18 protein-coding genes are annotated in these 13,913 nt (G+C 53.3%); 4 read left to right on the forward strand and 14 right to left on the reverse strand.

Features of this window, described 5'->3' with window-relative positions; translation table 11 throughout:
* Nucleotides 1-12: 12 nt before the first annotated feature.
* Genes atpD through atpB form a run of 7 tightly spaced genes read right to left on the reverse strand, consistent with a single transcriptional unit; the run spans nucleotide 13 to nucleotide 5,857 of the window.
* The gene (atpD, locus tag VF399_05390) at nucleotides 13-1,398 is read right to left on the reverse strand and encodes a F0F1 ATP synthase subunit beta (GenBank protein HEX7319773.1); all 1,386 of its coding nucleotides are present in this window, start codon (nucleotides 1,396-1,398) and stop codon (nucleotides 13-15) included.
* 9 nt (nucleotides 1,399-1,407) lie between these two features.
* Nucleotides 1,408-2,277 (reverse strand): ATP synthase F1 subunit gamma, encoded by an 870-nt coding sequence (atpG, locus tag VF399_05395; GenBank protein ID HEX7319774.1) that lies wholly within the window; start codon nucleotides 2,275-2,277, stop codon nucleotides 1,408-1,410.
* A 3-nt stretch (nucleotides 2,278-2,280) separates the two neighbouring features.
* Nucleotides 2,281-3,795 (reverse strand): F0F1 ATP synthase subunit alpha, encoded by a 1,515-nt coding sequence (gene atpA / locus VF399_05400; protein HEX7319775.1) that lies wholly within the window; start codon nucleotides 3,793-3,795, stop codon nucleotides 2,281-2,283.
* Between the two features lie 30 nt (nucleotides 3,796-3,825).
* On the reverse strand, nucleotides 3,826-4,341 hold the full coding sequence (gene atpH / locus VF399_05405; GenBank protein HEX7319776.1) for an ATP synthase F1 subunit delta: 516 nt from the start codon (nucleotides 4,339-4,341) through the stop codon (nucleotides 3,826-3,828).
* A complete protein-coding gene (gene atpF, locus VF399_05410; GenBank protein ID HEX7319777.1) occupies nucleotides 4,316-4,840 on the reverse strand; it encodes a F0F1 ATP synthase subunit B in 525 nt (174 codons plus the stop codon). The genes atpH and atpF overlap by 26 nt, the downstream gene beginning before the upstream one ends.
* 7 nt (nucleotides 4,841-4,847) lie before the next feature.
* Nucleotides 4,848-5,075: an ATP synthase F0 subunit C gene (gene atpE, locus VF399_05415; protein HEX7319778.1), complete on the reverse strand. Its 228-nt coding sequence runs from the start codon at nucleotides 5,073-5,075 to the stop codon at nucleotides 4,848-4,850.
* A gap of 41 nt (nucleotides 5,076-5,116) precedes the next feature.
* The gene (atpB, locus tag VF399_05420; protein HEX7319779.1) at nucleotides 5,117-5,857 is read right to left on the reverse strand and encodes a F0F1 ATP synthase subunit A; all 741 of its coding nucleotides are present in this window, start codon (nucleotides 5,855-5,857) and stop codon (nucleotides 5,117-5,119) included.
* A 78-nt stretch (nucleotides 5,858-5,935) separates the two neighbouring features.
* Here atpB and VF399_05425 point away from each other — a divergent pair, with 78 nt between their 5' ends.
* The 4 genes from VF399_05425 (at nucleotide 5,936) to VF399_05440 (ending at nucleotide 8,668) form a co-directional block, all read left to right on the forward strand.
* Complete coding sequence (locus tag VF399_05425; GenBank protein ID HEX7319780.1) at nucleotides 5,936-6,814, forward strand: aminoglycoside 6-adenylyltransferase; 879 nt, start codon at nucleotides 5,936-5,938, stop codon at nucleotides 6,812-6,814.
* A 131-nt stretch (nucleotides 6,815-6,945) separates the two neighbouring features.
* Nucleotides 6,946-7,239 carry a type II toxin-antitoxin system HicB family antitoxin gene (locus VF399_05430; protein ID HEX7319781.1) on the forward strand — a complete coding sequence of 98 codons (294 nt, stop codon included), beginning with the start codon at nucleotides 6,946-6,948 and terminating at the stop codon, nucleotides 7,237-7,239.
* Nucleotides 7,240-7,298: 59 nt separating this feature from the next.
* Nucleotides 7,299-8,087, forward strand: coding sequence for a GNAT family N-acetyltransferase (locus VF399_05435; GenBank protein ID HEX7319782.1), 789 nt, complete (start codon nucleotides 7,299-7,301; stop codon nucleotides 8,085-8,087).
* 236 nt (nucleotides 8,088-8,323) lie between these two features.
* Entirely contained in the window at nucleotides 8,324-8,668 is a 345-nt protein-coding gene (locus tag VF399_05440) for a VOC family protein (GenBank protein ID HEX7319783.1), read from the forward strand.
* A gap of 88 nt (nucleotides 8,669-8,756) precedes the next feature.
* On the opposite strand, the gene VF399_05445 is transcribed toward VF399_05440, so the two are convergent.
* The 7 genes from VF399_05445 to VF399_05475 all read right to left on the reverse strand — a co-directional run bounded on the left by VF399_05445 (nucleotide 8,757) and on the right by VF399_05475 (nucleotide 13,901).
* Nucleotides 8,757-9,032 (reverse strand): hypothetical protein, encoded by a 276-nt coding sequence (locus VF399_05445; protein ID HEX7319784.1) that lies wholly within the window; start codon nucleotides 9,030-9,032, stop codon nucleotides 8,757-8,759.
* Between the two features lie 14 nt (nucleotides 9,033-9,046).
* Complete coding sequence (galK, locus tag VF399_05450; GenBank protein ID HEX7319785.1) at nucleotides 9,047-10,222, reverse strand: galactokinase; 1,176 nt, start codon at nucleotides 10,220-10,222, stop codon at nucleotides 9,047-9,049.
* Nucleotides 10,212-10,706, reverse strand: coding sequence for a hydrogenase maturation peptidase HycI (gene hycI / locus VF399_05455; GenBank protein HEX7319786.1), 495 nt, complete (start codon nucleotides 10,704-10,706; stop codon nucleotides 10,212-10,214). The genes galK and hycI overlap by 11 nt, the downstream gene beginning before the upstream one ends.
* Nucleotides 10,707-10,862: 156 nt before the next feature.
* The gene (locus VF399_05460; protein HEX7319787.1) at nucleotides 10,863-11,267 is read right to left on the reverse strand and encodes a 4Fe-4S dicluster domain-containing protein; all 405 of its coding nucleotides are present in this window, start codon (nucleotides 11,265-11,267) and stop codon (nucleotides 10,863-10,865) included.
* On the reverse strand, nucleotides 11,264-12,235 hold the full coding sequence (locus VF399_05465; GenBank protein ID HEX7319788.1) for a complex I subunit 1 family protein: 972 nt from the start codon (nucleotides 12,233-12,235) through the stop codon (nucleotides 11,264-11,266). Before VF399_05465 ends, VF399_05460 begins: the two co-directional genes overlap by 4 nt.
* Nucleotides 12,223-13,434 (reverse strand): nickel-dependent hydrogenase large subunit, encoded by a 1,212-nt coding sequence (locus VF399_05470; protein HEX7319789.1) that lies wholly within the window; start codon nucleotides 13,432-13,434, stop codon nucleotides 12,223-12,225. Before VF399_05470 ends, VF399_05465 begins: the two co-directional genes overlap by 13 nt.
* Nucleotides 13,431-13,901, reverse strand: a complete 471-nt coding sequence (locus VF399_05475) for an NADH-quinone oxidoreductase subunit C (protein ID HEX7319790.1) — start codon at nucleotides 13,899-13,901, stop codon at nucleotides 13,431-13,433. Before VF399_05475 ends, VF399_05470 begins: the two co-directional genes overlap by 4 nt.
* Nucleotides 13,902-13,913: the final 12 nt, after the last annotated feature.

Genomic DNA, 13,913 nt, shown 5'->3' on the forward strand with positions numbered 1-13,913 from the left:
CCTTTGACCGGTCTACAAAATGTCGGCGATATCCCCCATCATATAGCATGACTGCTCGTTGACCGTGTCGCAGGCGCCCTCGAGGAACGCCTTGAAAGCCTTGATCGTGTCGTGGAGCGGCACGTACCTTCCGGGCCGTCCCGTGAATTTCTCGGCCACGAAGAACGGCTGGGAAAGGAACCGCTGGATCTTGCGCGCGCGGGTCACGATCAATTTATCTTCTTCGGAAAGTTCCTCGAACCCTAAAATGGCGATGACGTCCTGGAGATCCTTGTAGCGCTGCAGGATCTTCTGCACGCCCCGCGCGACCTGGTAATGCTCCTCGCCGACAAACCGCGGGTCGAGGATCGTGGACGCCGAATCGAGCGGATCGACCGCCGGGTAGATCCCCAGTTCGGTGAGCTGGCGGGAAAGAACGATCGTGGAGTCAAGATGGCCGAATGTCGTTGCCGGCGCCGGGTCGGTCAGGTCATCCGCCGGCACGTAGACCGCCTGGACCGAGGTTATGGACCCGTGCTTGGTCGAAGTGATCCGTTCCTGAAGCTCGCCCATTTCCGTGGCCAGGGTCGGCTGGTATCCGACCGCGGACGGGATCCGGCCTAAAAGCGCGCTGACCTCGGAACCAGCCATGGTGAAGCGGTAAATGTTATCGATGAATAAAAGCACGTCCTTTTTCTCCGTATCCCGAAAATATTCGGCCATGGACAGGGCGGCCAGCCCGACCCGTAACCGCACGCCCGGCGGCTCGTTCATCTGCCCGAACACCATGACGGTTTTGTCGATCACGCCGGAACGGGTCATATCCAGGTACAGGTCATTGCCCTCCCTGGTCCTTTCACCGATACCGGCGAACGCCGACACGCCGCCGTGCTCGAGCGCGATGTTCCTGATCAGTTCCATGACCACCACGGTCTTGCCCACGCCCGCCCCGCCGAACAGCCCCACCTTGCCGCCCTTGATGATCGGCGCGATCAGGTCAATGACCTTGATCCCGGTCTCCAGGATCTCCACCTGGATCGACTGTTCCTTGAATGCGGGAGGTTTGCAGTGGATCGGCATTCTCTTTTGGGTTATCACCGGCCCTTTTTCATCGATCGGCTCGCCGAGGACGTTGAAAAGCCGCCCTAACGTCTCGGGGCCGACCGGCACCGTGATCGGTTGGCCCGCATCGACCGCATCCATGCCTCTTTTTAGTCCCTCGGTCGGTCCCATGGCGACGGTCCTAACCGTGTTCCAACCCAGATCCTGCTGTACTTCCAGAACCAGGTTGCTGCTATCGGTTGCAACGGTCAGCGCGCCGTAGATCTCCGGCAATTTCTCGCCGAATTCCACGTCCACGACCGGTCCCATGATCTGTAGTATCCTTCCTTTGTTGTTCGCCTTTGCCGTTTTATTCATGGTCATAGCTCATTGCTCCTCGATAACCAGTTTGCTGCTGGAAAGCTCGGTGAGCTCCTTGGTTATCCCTTCCTGACGGGCTTTATTATAGGTCAGGGTCAGATATTTGATCAGTTGCTGCGCGTTGTCCGTGGCGTTCCGCATCGCGATCATGCGGGCCGCGAATTCCGAGGTCTGTGATTCCAGGATCGAAGCGTAAACCTGGTATTCGATGATGCGCGGTACGAGCTGCGAAACAACCTCCTGGGCGGTTGGCTCGTAGATGTACTCGCCGGCCGCGGTTTCGGGACCTTCAACCCGGCCGCTAACTTTTTGCAGCGGCAATAACTTCAGCACGGTCGGTTTCTGCACCATATGGGAGATATAGTCGCCGTACACAACGTTTACCTCATCAACATTGCCACTCGTATATTCCTTGATCACAATCTGGGCGATCGGTCCGACCTGCAGGAAATTCACGGGCGCGCTCAGGCTGCTGAACTCGGCGATGACATTGTAACCACGGCGCATCAGGTAATCCCTTCCTTTTTTACCGATACAGATGAAGCTCGCGTGTTCCTTGTCCCCCGCCAGGTTCAGCGCTTCATGGATCACGTTCATGTTGAACGCGCCGCACAGACCGCGGTCCGATGTTAAAAGAACGACCATGCAGTGCCGGCATTCGGGCCGGCTGCGGAGCAGGGGATGCAGTTCCCGTTCGGTCTTGGACGACAGGTCCTTGAGCAGGGTCCAGGCCAGCCGGGCATAGGGACGTGACGCCAGGAGGGCACTTGAAGTCTTTTGCATGCGGGCGCTGGCGACCATTTCCATCGTCTTAGTTATCTTCTTGATGTTGTAGACCGAGCGTATGTGTCTGCGTATATCCCGAACCGACGCCATTTTTTATCCCGCGCTGAATAAGGACTTGAATTCCTCGACCGCAGCCCGCAGCTTTTCCTCGGTTTCCTTGCTCAGGTCCTCGGTCTGCTTGATATCCTGGCCGATGTCCTGGTGCATGGAATCCATGTATTTCAAGAAATCCTGTTCGAATTTTCTCACGCGTTCGATTGCGATATCGTCCATCATTCCGGAAATACCGGCGAAGACGATCATGACCTGTTTTTCCACCGGCATTGGCACGTACTGGTCCTGCTTGAGGATCTCGGTCATGACCTTGCCGCGCTGCAGCTGCTGGCGGGTAGCGGCATCCAGATCGCCGGCGAACTCGGCGAATGCCGCGACCTCGCGGAACTGCGCCAGATCGAGCTTCAGTTTACCCGCGACCCTTTTCATCGCTTTTAGCTGGGCTGCCGAGCCGACGCGCGACACCGAAAGCCCGACATTGATCGCCGGTCTGATCCCCTGGTAGAAAAGTTCGGGTTCGACATAGATCTGCCCGTCGGTAATGGAAATGACATTCGTGGGGATATAGGCGGTGATGTCGCCGGCCTGCGTTTCGATGATCGGCAGGGCGGTCAGCGAACCGCCGCCGTGCGCCTTGTTGAGCTTGGCCGCGCGCTCCAGCAGTCTTGAGTGCAGGTAAAAAATATCGCCCGGATAAGCCTCGCGGCCCGGCGGTCTTCTCAGCAGCAGCGATATCTGGCGGTACGACCAGGCGTGCTTGGACAGGTCATCGTAGACCAGCAGGGCGTCTTTTCCCTGGTCCATGAAATACTCGCCCATCGCGCACCCGGCATAGGGCGCGATGTAACTGAGAGCCGCGGAATCTGACGATCCCGCGTTCACGACGATCGTGTAATCCATGGCGCCGTGATTTTGGAGCTCGTTCACGATCCGTGCCAGCTTGGATTCTTTTTGCCCGATCGAAACGTAAATGCAAAAAACATTTTCTTTTCTTTGATTGATAATGGTATCGATGACGAGCGCGCTCTTGCCGGTCTGGCGGTCGCCGATGATGAGCTCGCGCTGGCCCCGACCGATGGCGAACATGCTATCGATCGCTTTAATGCCGGTCTGGAGCGGGCGGTTGACCGGTTCCCGCTGGACAACGCGGGGCGCAATCTTCTCGATCGGATAATAGGCTTTTATTTTAACCGGTCCCTTGCCGTCAAGAGGTTTGCCCAGGGGGTTTATCACCCGTCCCAGCAATTCCGGTCCCACGCCGACCTCAAGGATCCGGCCGGTCCCTTTGACCTGGTCGCCTTCCTTGATGTTCTCGTAATCGCCCAGTACGATCGCTCCAATCCGGTCATTGAGCAGGTTCAACGCCACCCCGTACACGCCGCCGGGGAACTCGAGCATCTCGGACATGAAACAATCGCCCAGGCCGTGGATCTGGGCCACGCCGTCGCCGAGTTCAATGACCGTTCCCACCCGTTCGACCGATACTTTCTTTTCAAAATCGACGAGTTCCTTGCGCAGGTCGCTTAACATCCTGATCTTTTTGTCTTCACCCATTATATTCCTTGGTTTGAGAACATTCTATCTTTAATCCTGCTGCAGCTGTTTGGCAAGTGTCTTCATTTTGGCCTTGATGCTGACATCGATCATGATATCGCCGGCGGTAATGACCATGCCGGCAATGATGCCGGGATCAACGATGTTGCGGATGACCAGCGGACGCTTCAGTTTCGCGCTGAACTTCTCCGCCAGCCGTTCCTTTTCGTCCGGTGAAAGCGGGAAGGCGGTTTTAACCTCAAGTTCCAGGATCCCGCTGGACTCCCTGGTCCGGCGGTAATTGCGGATGATACTGGTCAGCGTGCTCAGGGCGTTGCCGCGCACCAGGTAGAAAATAAAATCATAAGCCTGGTTGCTGATATAATCCTTGAAAAATTTCTTTAATGCTTTGACCTTTTCTTCAAACGGCACGCGGGGGTTCTCGAAATAGCCGCGGAGTCTCAGGGACGAGTGGATGGATGACTCAACCAGCTCCAGGTCGTTGAATACGGGGTCCAGGTCTTGCCCGGTCAATTGATCTTCAGTTCTGCTTGCCGGCTTTTTCAAGCTCTTTCTCCACTTCCTTCACGGCTTCATCCAGCAATGCCCGATGTGCCTGTTCATCCAGCGTCTTTTTGATCATGGATGTCGACAGCGCGACCACCATCTCGCCGACTTCCTTTTTGATATCGGCCATGATATTTTTCTTTTCCTGACTGATCTCCTGCATGGTCCGGTCAACGATCTTTCTCGATTCCTCGTTGGCGATCTCGATGATCTTTTTCTTCTCCTCATCCCCCAGCTTTGCCGCGTGTTCGACGATCCGGTGCGCTTCTTTCTTCGCCTCGTCAAGGTACACCTTGTGTTTTTGCTCCGACTCGCCAGCCTGGCGTTTCAGGTCCTCGGCAGTCTTCAAACCCTCCTCGATCTTCTGCGAACGGTCCTTGAATAGTTTCAGTATCGGTTTGTACAGGAACCGGTGGAGAATGAAGAGCAGGATCAGAAAGTTGACGATCTGCGCGATCAGCAGCAGGGGGTTGATGCCTAACTTGCCCAGTGCTTCCATGACCGGATCACAAGAATTTGAGGATCAACGCGACGACCAACGCGTAGATCGCGATCGCCTCGGCGAACGCCAGACCCAGAATGAACAGTGTTTGTATCTTGCCGGCGGCTTCGGGATTGCGGCCCACCGCCTCGGTGGCCTTGGCGCCGATAAGCCCTATGCCGATGCCCGGACCGATCGCGCCCAGTCCGATCGCCAGCGCCGCTGCGATTGTTTTCAATGCGCCTTGTTCCATTTTGCCTCCTTACATGAATTACCCATCATTAAATTAAAAAACTAATGTTCCTCTTCGGTTACCGCGATCTTGATAAAGAAAAGCGTCAACAATGCGAATATTATCGCCTGGATAAGGCCGACAAATATCTCCAGAAACATGAACGGCAGGGGAATGATGAACGGGATCAGGAAAAACATGACGGCCAGGAGCACTTCGCCGGCAAAAATATTTCCGAAAAGACGGAAAGAGAATGATATGATCTTGGCGATCTCGGCGATGAATTCCAGGACGCCGACGAAGAACATGATCGGGTTCTTCAGTTTGATGAATCGCTTCAAGAAACCGATCACGCCGAGCTCCCGGATGCTGAAGACCTGCGTAAAACCCACTGATATCAGTGCCAGCGCGATCGTCGTGTTCAGATCGGCCGAAGCGCCGCGCAGCAAGGGCACGAAGACGGTCTGTTCTCCTTCGTGGCGGAAAAACCCGATCGAGCCGACGCCAGGCAGGAGGCCCAGCCAGTTTATTATCAGGACGAACAGAAAGATCGTGACGATCAGAGGAAAGAACCGCTGCGCTTTTTTTTCGCTTTCAAAAACATCGACGACCATGTTATAGAACATTTCGAGCACGTATTCAAAAACGTTCTGGATGCCTGTGGGAACGATATTTTTCTTGATCCGGATGAGCACGACCGCGATGATGAACAGCACGATGGTTATCCAGGTCACGAGAATGGAGTTGGTTACGGGGAAAGGACCGATATAGAACAGGGTCTCCGCGGCAATCGATACGTGCATAGGCGATTATACTTATAATGGCATAAAAATCAAGTGTGCTCCTTGCTTCTTGTACTTAATTTTATATAATAAATCCATATGGACGACGCTGACCTGACCTATGATCAGATCATAAAGCAGTTCTTTAAATGGGCTAAAAGCGAAACTAATATCCGATGCTGCGCCATCATTGGTTCGCGCGCGCGTTCCAAGGACCACCCGGCAGACCAGTGGGCAGACCTTGATTTTATCATCTTCGCCGACAACCCTCAAGGATATATTTTCCCGGGTTTGTGGGTCGAGAAATTCGGCAAGGTTTTGCTGACATTCGTCGAACGCGCTTCCGGAGGGACCTACTGGGAACGTCAGGTCATGTACGAGGGCGGCCTGGAGGTTGATTTTACTTTCTTCCCCTTAGAATCGATCAGCAATATCCTGGATGGAACGGCTCCTCAGGATATGTATGATATCATGACCCGGGGCGTGAAGATCCTGTTCGACAAGGACGGCCTGATCGAAACCTACGTGAAGTCGGGCATCAAGAAGATCTTTTATAAAGCGCCGCCAAAAGAGGAATTCCTCGGCTGCGTCCACAACTTTCTGTTTCGCTCGGTCTGGGTCGCCAAGCATCTGCGCCGCGGCGAAACATGGCGGGCAAAGTCATGCTGTGACTGCCACATGAAAGACCTGCTGGTCACCATGCTGGAATGGCACGCCCGGGTCAAGAAAGGCAAAAGACATGACACCTGGACAACCGGACGGTTTTTAGAAGAATGGGCGGATCCCAAAGCCGTGAAAGAACTTTCCGAAATCTATGCGCACTATAATGAGACCGATATCTGGCGCGGCCTGGTCAACACCATGGAATTGTTCCGGTGGGTGGCAATGGAAACGGCGCAAGGGTTCGGGTATAAGTACCCTCAGGACGCGGACAAATACGCGGCTGCGCTGGTGCTGCAACTGGAGTTGGAACGTTAACGGCGTTAGAATTTAAAATACCAAATTCCAATCCGCCACACAATATGGCGGACAAATGAATGTCAAATGCCAAATTACATATTAGCCCGTATCCTATTTGACAAGATAAAATTTCCATATATAATCATTTCATGAGGAAATCGAGCAAATCACATAAAAAAGTGAAAGAACCAACCATTACCTACGAAAAGAATAATGCCGTAAGAATATATAACTTCACCGTCATCTTTGAGAAAGAGGAGGATGGCGGCTATCACGTTTTTTGCCCTGTTCTGCCAGGCTGTCATTCACAGGGCGAAACCTACGATGAGGCTACTAAAAACATCAAGGAAGCCGTAAAACTTTATCTTAAAAGTCTAAAAGCGCATCACGAACCAATCCCTGACGAGGACATCACAATAAACCCTATAAAGATAACTGTATGAGTCCCAAACTACCCGGCATGATGTTATAATTCACTTTCATAATAATAGAGACAGACATCATGAAGATCATTGATCTGGATGAGCAGAATAAAAAATTATATTTTGTCTGCCTTGAGGACTGGTCCGAAGAAATAAAGGAAGCCGGCGATCACAAGGCGCAATGGTATAAGAAAATGAAGGACAAGGGTGTATGTGTAAAGTTCGCGACCGATGACAACGGCGTGATCGGCGGCATGATCCAATACCTGCCCGGTGAAAATCATTTTGTTCAAGGCAAAGATCTGTACTTCATCGCCTGCATCCACGTGCACGGCTACAAACAGGGACGGGGTAATTTTCAGAAAAAAGGCATGGGCAAAGCCCTGCTTACAGCCGCGGAACAGGACGCGCGTTCATTGGGCGCAAAAGGGATCGCGGCCTGGGGCGTTATCCTGCCATTCTGGATGAAAGCTTCGTGGTTCAAGAAGCACGGATACAAACAGGTTGACCGCGACGGCATATCAGCTTTGCTCTGGAAACCGTTCACACCTGACGCCCGGCCGCCAAAATGGAACCGGCAAAAGAAAAAACCCGGTTGCACTGATAAAACAAGGGTCTGCGTGACCGCGTTCAAGAACGGCTGGTGCCCGGCGCAGAACATGGTCTTTGAGCGGGCCCGGCGCGCCGCTTTAGAGTTCGGCGAAAAAGTGAAGTTCGAGACGATCGACACGCTGGACTCGAAAAACTTTAATGAATGGGGCATAACCGACGCGCTTTACATCGACGGCAAGAAGGTCCGCACCGGTCCGCCGCCGTCGTTTGAAAAGATCAAAGGGATGATAGAAAAAAAGGTTAAAAAGTTAAAATAAAAATTCTAAATATCAAATTTTAAATTACAAATGAATATCAAATGACAAATTTCCAAATTCCTATTCGTCAATTCTGTCATTGCGAGCCCTCTTTGTGCGCAACTTTAAAAGACTAGATACTGGAGTCCCGAGGTACGAGGGGAAGCAATCTCATCTTTTTTGTGTTTCACTTCTTGACATTTGGAAAAAAATAAATAGAATAATGGCAATGCCGACCCACCTTAACAGGAGGCTGCATGCACGGATTTTGCCACATTGAGATCCCCACGACGGACGCAAAAAGATCCAAGGAATTTTACTATAAGATCTTCGGCTGGAAGATAGTCGAAGGCATGCCGGGTTATCTGATATTCTCGACCCCGGAAAAGAACAGCGGCGGGTTCACGACGGAAAGCAAGCCGAGCACCGATGGCGTGGTCCTTTACATCGAGGTCGCTGATATTGACCGGAATTTGAGGGAAGTCGAAGATGCTGGTGGCAAGATCGTGAAGGGAAAGACCCTTTTGCAGGACCAAAGCGGTAATTACGCGCTCTTTACCGACCCATCAGGCAATATCATGGGTCTGTGGAGCAACCGTTAGTTAGATAAAAAGAAAAAAACAATCCCCCTGCTTCCCCCTTTATAATAAATAAATAAAGGAGGATAAGAGGGGGATTTGCATTTTCTGATTACTGCGGATAGATCACGAACTTATCGTGCGCTTCCGTGATGTCGAAAAAAATGATCCCTTCGCTGCCGTCGGAAAAGCCGATCTTGAAAACATCATAGTATTTGGTGCTAACCCTTAGTTCTTCCTGTCCTTTTATCACAAAATCCTTTTTCTGCCCCACGCAGAGCCGCTTGATATAATCATATTCAGCCATTACGCTTTCCTGGTGCGTCCTTGCGCCCGTGATCGCGATCGCGTCCTGGATCGATCCGCCCGAGTGCTGGCTGTAACGCACCGTGCCCGGTCCTTTTAGGATGTTATTTCGTGAACACCATCGGCTGACCCGGAAGCGAAAACGTTCAGGGAGTCAGCGAATTTTTCCCGGTATTTTTCGGTGATACGTTTTTCAAATTCGACCATGCACTTCTTTTCTAGCAGGGTCACGACGCTGGCGCCGGGTCCGGTACCGGTCATCCTTGAACCATATACGCCCTCGATTGTCCCGGCGGTATCTGTCAGGAAATCGAGTTCCGGCGTGCTCACCTCGTACAGGTTCTTGAGTGAACGGTGGGATTCGTTCATGAGCTTTCCCAGCTCCCTGAACCTTTTTTTTCGTAAGAATTCCTGGGCTTGCAGAACCCTTATGTTCTCGTATATCACGTGACTGCAGCGTTTCATGATCTTCTCGGGAAGGTGGTACTTGAGCGTTTCGAACTGCTCGACGCTGATGTCGCGCAGTTTCCGGATGAACCCGACGTAATTGATGAGCTGCCTGACGCCCTCCTCGCATTCGCTGCGCCGGGCATTATACACGGGATCGGTAAGATCGTTTTTCACGGCGGGGCAACAGATCGCGAGTGATACATCCGGATCTTCAAACGCGATGAGCTCGTGCTTCAGGCTCCGGCAGTCCAGAAAAACCGCCTTTCCTTTATTGCCGTGCGCGATCGCGAATTGATCCGTGATCCCGCGCTGCACTTTTAGAAATTCGTTCTCGGCATACGCGCACACTAAAGCGAGCGTGTTCAGGTCAAGACTTTGATGGAGAGATACCGCGAGCGCCATAGCCGCTATGGTTTCAAACGCGGCTGGTGACGCAAGGCTGTTTTCTGACGGGATATCACTTTCAAAAGTAAGGTCAAAACCGGACAGGGCAATGCCCTTTTTCCCCAATGCCCAGGCAATGCCAAGCGGGCGATTAGCCCATCCTTGTTCAGACCGGTTCGCAATGCTTTCGACCGGACATTCGCAAGCCGCGTCATGATTGATAGAATACAGGCGCAATAGTGCCTTATCGTTCGGCTGTATGCCGGCGATCACGGAACGGTCAATGCAACAAGACAGCACGAACCCGCCGTTGTAGTCCATATGGTCGCCCAGCAGGTTCACCTGACCGGGCGATTCGAAAAACCGCACGATATGGGCTGATGAAAACCGCTTTTGGAATTCTTCCCGCACGCGCGCGACGCGGTGTTCAGCTCCCATAGATCAACCTTTCAAGCGTACTGCCCAGTGCTTCGATGGCCCGGCTCACGGCCGGGGAAAGGGGCGCGTTGGGATCAACGGTTTTTGGTTCAATGCCGATGACCATGGCCTTACCCCCGATCGTTTCTTCAAGGAAACGGACCAGCATAGAAAGCGGCATACGGTGCGTGGATACATCGCCGTCGGCGATCGACCGGGGATCGATGACATGGATCGCCCCGGCTTTTTTGCCAAAATAGCAGGCATCGATGATAACCATGTGGGTGGGCTTGAATTTCCTGATCACACCGGTATAATTCTCGGGAACTTCGCCGGCATTGATGACCGTGACGCCGGCTCGGCGTTTTTTCTTGAGCTGACGGCCGATCCGCTCGGCGCAGAGCGCGCCGGCCGCGTCATCGCCTTTCTGCATATTGCCGACCCCCAGGATCAAAAGCCGCGTCTTGTTTTTCAGAAATTTTCTAAGTTCGGACGACCAGGACATGATGCTTTGACTTTTTTACGCAAGGCTAAAGTCCCGCTGCGCAGGATCAGGACCTCGCCCTACGATAAAATCACCATTATGTATGTAGGGCAACCCTTCAGGTTTGCAAAAATGATTATCTACCATAGCGTTTATGAAAACAACATCTAAAATACTCTACGAAGGAGTTGTTTCGGTCTTGGGCTTAGGTACCGGCGCGGCTTTAGTATATACATATTCCATCTTCAGCTTGCGGCGGTCAAACACCGCCAGTTCGAATTCCTGATTCATGGTCATCGCGTTAAAGGGGCACGACTCCACGCATTGTTCGCAATGAACGCAGCGGTCATTATGGATCGTCATCTTGAATTTCTTTTCCGCCTCGGCCACCGGCACGATCTCGATCGCTTCGGCCGGGCAGTCAAGCTGGCAGATCTTGCAGGCGGTGCAGCGCGCCGGTATCAATATCGGCGTGCCTCGGAATCGCTTGGGCACGGCAAGTTTTTCGAATGGATATTTTACGGTCGCCGGTTTCTTGAAGATATGCCTGATCAATTCCGGCAGGAAAGGCAGTATCTTCACAGCAGGAATCCTTTGATGATAATGGTTATCAACAGCTGCAGGACTGCTAGGGGCGCCAGGTAATGCCATGAGAAATGGACCATCTGGTCGATCCTTATCCTTCCGGTCGCCGCCCGCAATGCCGCGAGCAGGAAGATCACGATAAGCGTCTTTATAATGAAATAAATGAACCCCCAGATCAAGCCGCCGGGAAAACCACCCATGAAAACCGCGGCGATCAGACCGGCGCCGACCACCATTTCAATATCGGACAGGAGCCTGAAGAATGCCAGTTTTTTGCCCGAATACTCGGTGAATGTCCCGCCGACGATCTCGGTCTCGGCATGGGGAATGTCGAACGGCACCCTTTCAAGCTTGGCCTGAAGGCAGATAAGCGCGATCACGAACCCCAGGATATTCGGCAGGAGCAGCAAGGGTCTTCCCTGGTAGAACTGGGCGATCTCGACGAGCCGCCACGATCCGGCCAGGATCGCGGGGCTCAAGACCGCCAGCATCAACGGGACCTCGTATCCGAACAGCATGGTGAGCACTCTGAACCCGCCGATCGTCGAGAAAAAGTTGCTGGAATGCCAGCCGGCAAGGAAGAAGATCAACGTCGGCAGGCTCAGCAGGTACACGACCACGATCAGGTCGCCGGGGAATGAATTAAAGGTCACCTTGCTGGCCTGGTAATGCCATAACGGAATGTACATGGCGGCCGTACAGACGATCGCGAGGGCGAAAACGGGCAGCGCCGAGAACATCCCCTTGTCGGCTTTTTCCGGTACGATATCTTCTTTGGCCATAAGTTTAATAAAATCAGCGATGGGCTGCAATAAACCGGAACGTCCGGTATGCAAGGGACCGATCCGGTTCTGCATCCGGGCATATATCTTGCGGTCGAACCACTCGGCGAATGTGGAATAAAAGAACAAAAATAGCAATCCCGGATAAACCAGCAGGTACAGAAGCGTTTTTACAACTGCCATACCGCGTCCTTTCGGCTGATCCCAACCTTCCTGTAATGCTCGACCGACCGTTTCCTCAGTTCGTCCATGGTCACGACGTGCGTCTCGCCCGAGCGCGCGTCGGTCATTTCCACCAGCCGCTCGGCGCAGCAGATGCAGGGATCGATGGCGGCAAAGATCAAGGGAATATCGGCAATATAACCGTTCTTCAGCATCACGAGCGTCGCCGGATAGTTCGCGAGCGTGGGCGCGCGCACCTTAAGCCGTTCGGGCTTATCCGTCCCGTTGCTCTTGATATAATGAATGTTCTCTCCGCGCGGTGCCTCGTACCGGCTCACGACCTCAGCTTCCTTGACCCTGCGGGGCGCCTTGACCCGGATCTCTCCGGCCGGCAGGTTCTTGAGCATGAATTCTATCATCTTGTAACACTCGAAGAGTTCTTTGACCCGAACGATCGTCCTGCCCAGCACGTCGCAGGTAGCGGCGGTACAAACTTCAAATGGCAATTCCGCGTAGGCGGCATAGGGGTCATCCTTGCGCACGTCCCTGGAGATATCGGATGCGCGCATCGTGGGACCGACCGCGCAGAGGTCGATCGCCTGCTGCTTGGACAGCACGCCGACGTTTGCCAGACGGGCGACGAATGTCGGCTCGTTGGTACCGATATTGGCGTAGTACCCGGTCCTTTTGATGAGCAGGTCAAGGGAATCGAGGATCTTTTTTCTTTGCACTTCGTCAATATCCCTGCGCACGCCGCCTAAAGCGTTCATCGCGTAGTGCACGCGGTTGCCGGAAATGATCTCCAGAATATCCATGACCACTTCGCGGTCGCGCCAGGTGTACATGAAAAAACTGTCGAACCCCGCCTCGTGACCGGCCACGCCCAACCACAACAGGTGGCTGTGGACCCTTTCCAGTTCCGCGATCAGGGTCCGGATATAAAGCCCGCGCTTGGGCGGTTCAATGCCCATGAGCTTCTCGACACCCTGGGCATAACAGGTCGTGTGCGAATGCGAGCAGATACCGCAGATCCGTTCCGTGAGATAAAGGTTATGGATAAATGTCTTTTGTTCGGCAAGCTTTTCAATGCCGCGGTGGTTATACCCCAGGCGCACGTCGGCGTCCTTGATGATCTCGCCTTCGAACGTCATGCGCAGGCTGATCGGCTCCTTAAGCGCCGGATGCTGCGGGCCGATCGGGACCTTAAATTCCGCCATCATCCACCCCCCGGTATCTTCTCGGGAGGCCGCTCGAATTTCCAGTCCTTGCGCAGCGGGTATACACCGGCCGGCCAGTTGTCGGGCAGCACCAGGGGACGCGGGTCAGGGATCTGCTCGACCACTATGCCGAACATGTCCTGCAACTCGCGTTCGTACAGGATCGCACCGGGTATGACGCCGGTGATCGTCGGGATATGGGGATAGTTGCGCGGTATGGTCGTCCGCACGGTCAAACATGTAAAAGGATTCGCCAGGTGATAAAGGATCTCGAACACTTCACCCTTGTCAATGCCCGTGATCGTCGATAAGTGCGCGAATTCAAGCTGGTCTTTCAGGTATTTCAGTCCATCGATCAGGTTCGTCGCATCCACGCTGACAAAGATCCGGCGCGGCGCCGGGTTGGCGATCTCACCGATCTTCCCGCCAAGGTCTTTTTGAACCCTGGATACGATCTCATTGTCCGTCATACATTATCCTTG

Source organism: bacterium, assembly GCA_036382775.1.
Taxonomy (GTDB): Bacteria; Hydrothermota; Tepidihabitantia; order SM23-42; family JAOAFX01; genus DASVHD01.

Excerpts from the sequence above, each read along its gene's own strand:
- VF399_05465 (HEX7319788.1), bottom strand. The coding sequence starts at position 12,235 with ATGGCAGTTGTAAAAACGCTTCTGTACCTGCTGGTTTATCCGGGATTG.
- VF399_05425 (HEX7319780.1), top strand. The coding sequence starts at position 5,936 with ATGGACGACGCTGACCTGACCTATGATCAGATCATAAAGCAGTTCTTT.
- VF399_05440 (HEX7319783.1), top strand. The coding sequence starts at position 8,324 with ATGCACGGATTTTGCCACATTGAGATCCCCACGACGGACGCAAAAAGA.
- VF399_05435 (HEX7319782.1), top strand. The coding sequence starts at position 7,299 with ATGAAGATCATTGATCTGGATGAGCAGAATAAAAAATTATATTTTGTC.
- atpD (HEX7319773.1), bottom strand. The coding sequence starts at position 1,398 with ATGAATAAAACGGCAAAGGCGAACAACAAAGGAAGGATACTACAGATC.
- VF399_05430 (HEX7319781.1), top strand. The coding sequence starts at position 6,946 with ATGAGGAAATCGAGCAAATCACATAAAAAAGTGAAAGAACCAACCATT.
- atpE (HEX7319778.1), bottom strand. The coding sequence starts at position 5,075 with ATGGAACAAGGCGCATTGAAAACAATCGCAGCGGCGCTGGCGATCGGA.
- atpA (HEX7319775.1), bottom strand. The coding sequence starts at position 3,795 with ATGGGTGAAGACAAAAAGATCAGGATGTTAAGCGACCTGCGCAAGGAA.
- VF399_05475 (HEX7319790.1), bottom strand. The coding sequence starts at position 13,901 with ATGACGGACAATGAGATCGTATCCAGGGTTCAAAAAGACCTTGGCGGG.
- galK (HEX7319785.1), bottom strand. The coding sequence starts at position 10,222 with ATGGGAGCTGAACACCGCGTCGCGCGCGTGCGGGAAGAATTCCAAAAG.
- atpB (HEX7319779.1), bottom strand. The coding sequence starts at position 5,857 with ATGCACGTATCGATTGCCGCGGAGACCCTGTTCTATATCGGTCCTTTC.
- atpG (HEX7319774.1), bottom strand. The coding sequence starts at position 2,277 with ATGGCGTCGGTTCGGGATATACGCAGACACATACGCTCGGTCTACAAC.
- atpF (HEX7319777.1), bottom strand. The coding sequence starts at position 4,840 with ATGGAAGCACTGGGCAAGTTAGGCATCAACCCCCTGCTGCTGATCGCG.
- hycI (HEX7319786.1), bottom strand. The coding sequence starts at position 10,706 with ATGTCCTGGTCGTCCGAACTTAGAAAATTTCTGAAAAACAAGACGCGG.
- VF399_05470 (HEX7319789.1), bottom strand. The coding sequence starts at position 13,434 with ATGATGGCGGAATTTAAGGTCCCGATCGGCCCGCAGCATCCGGCGCTT.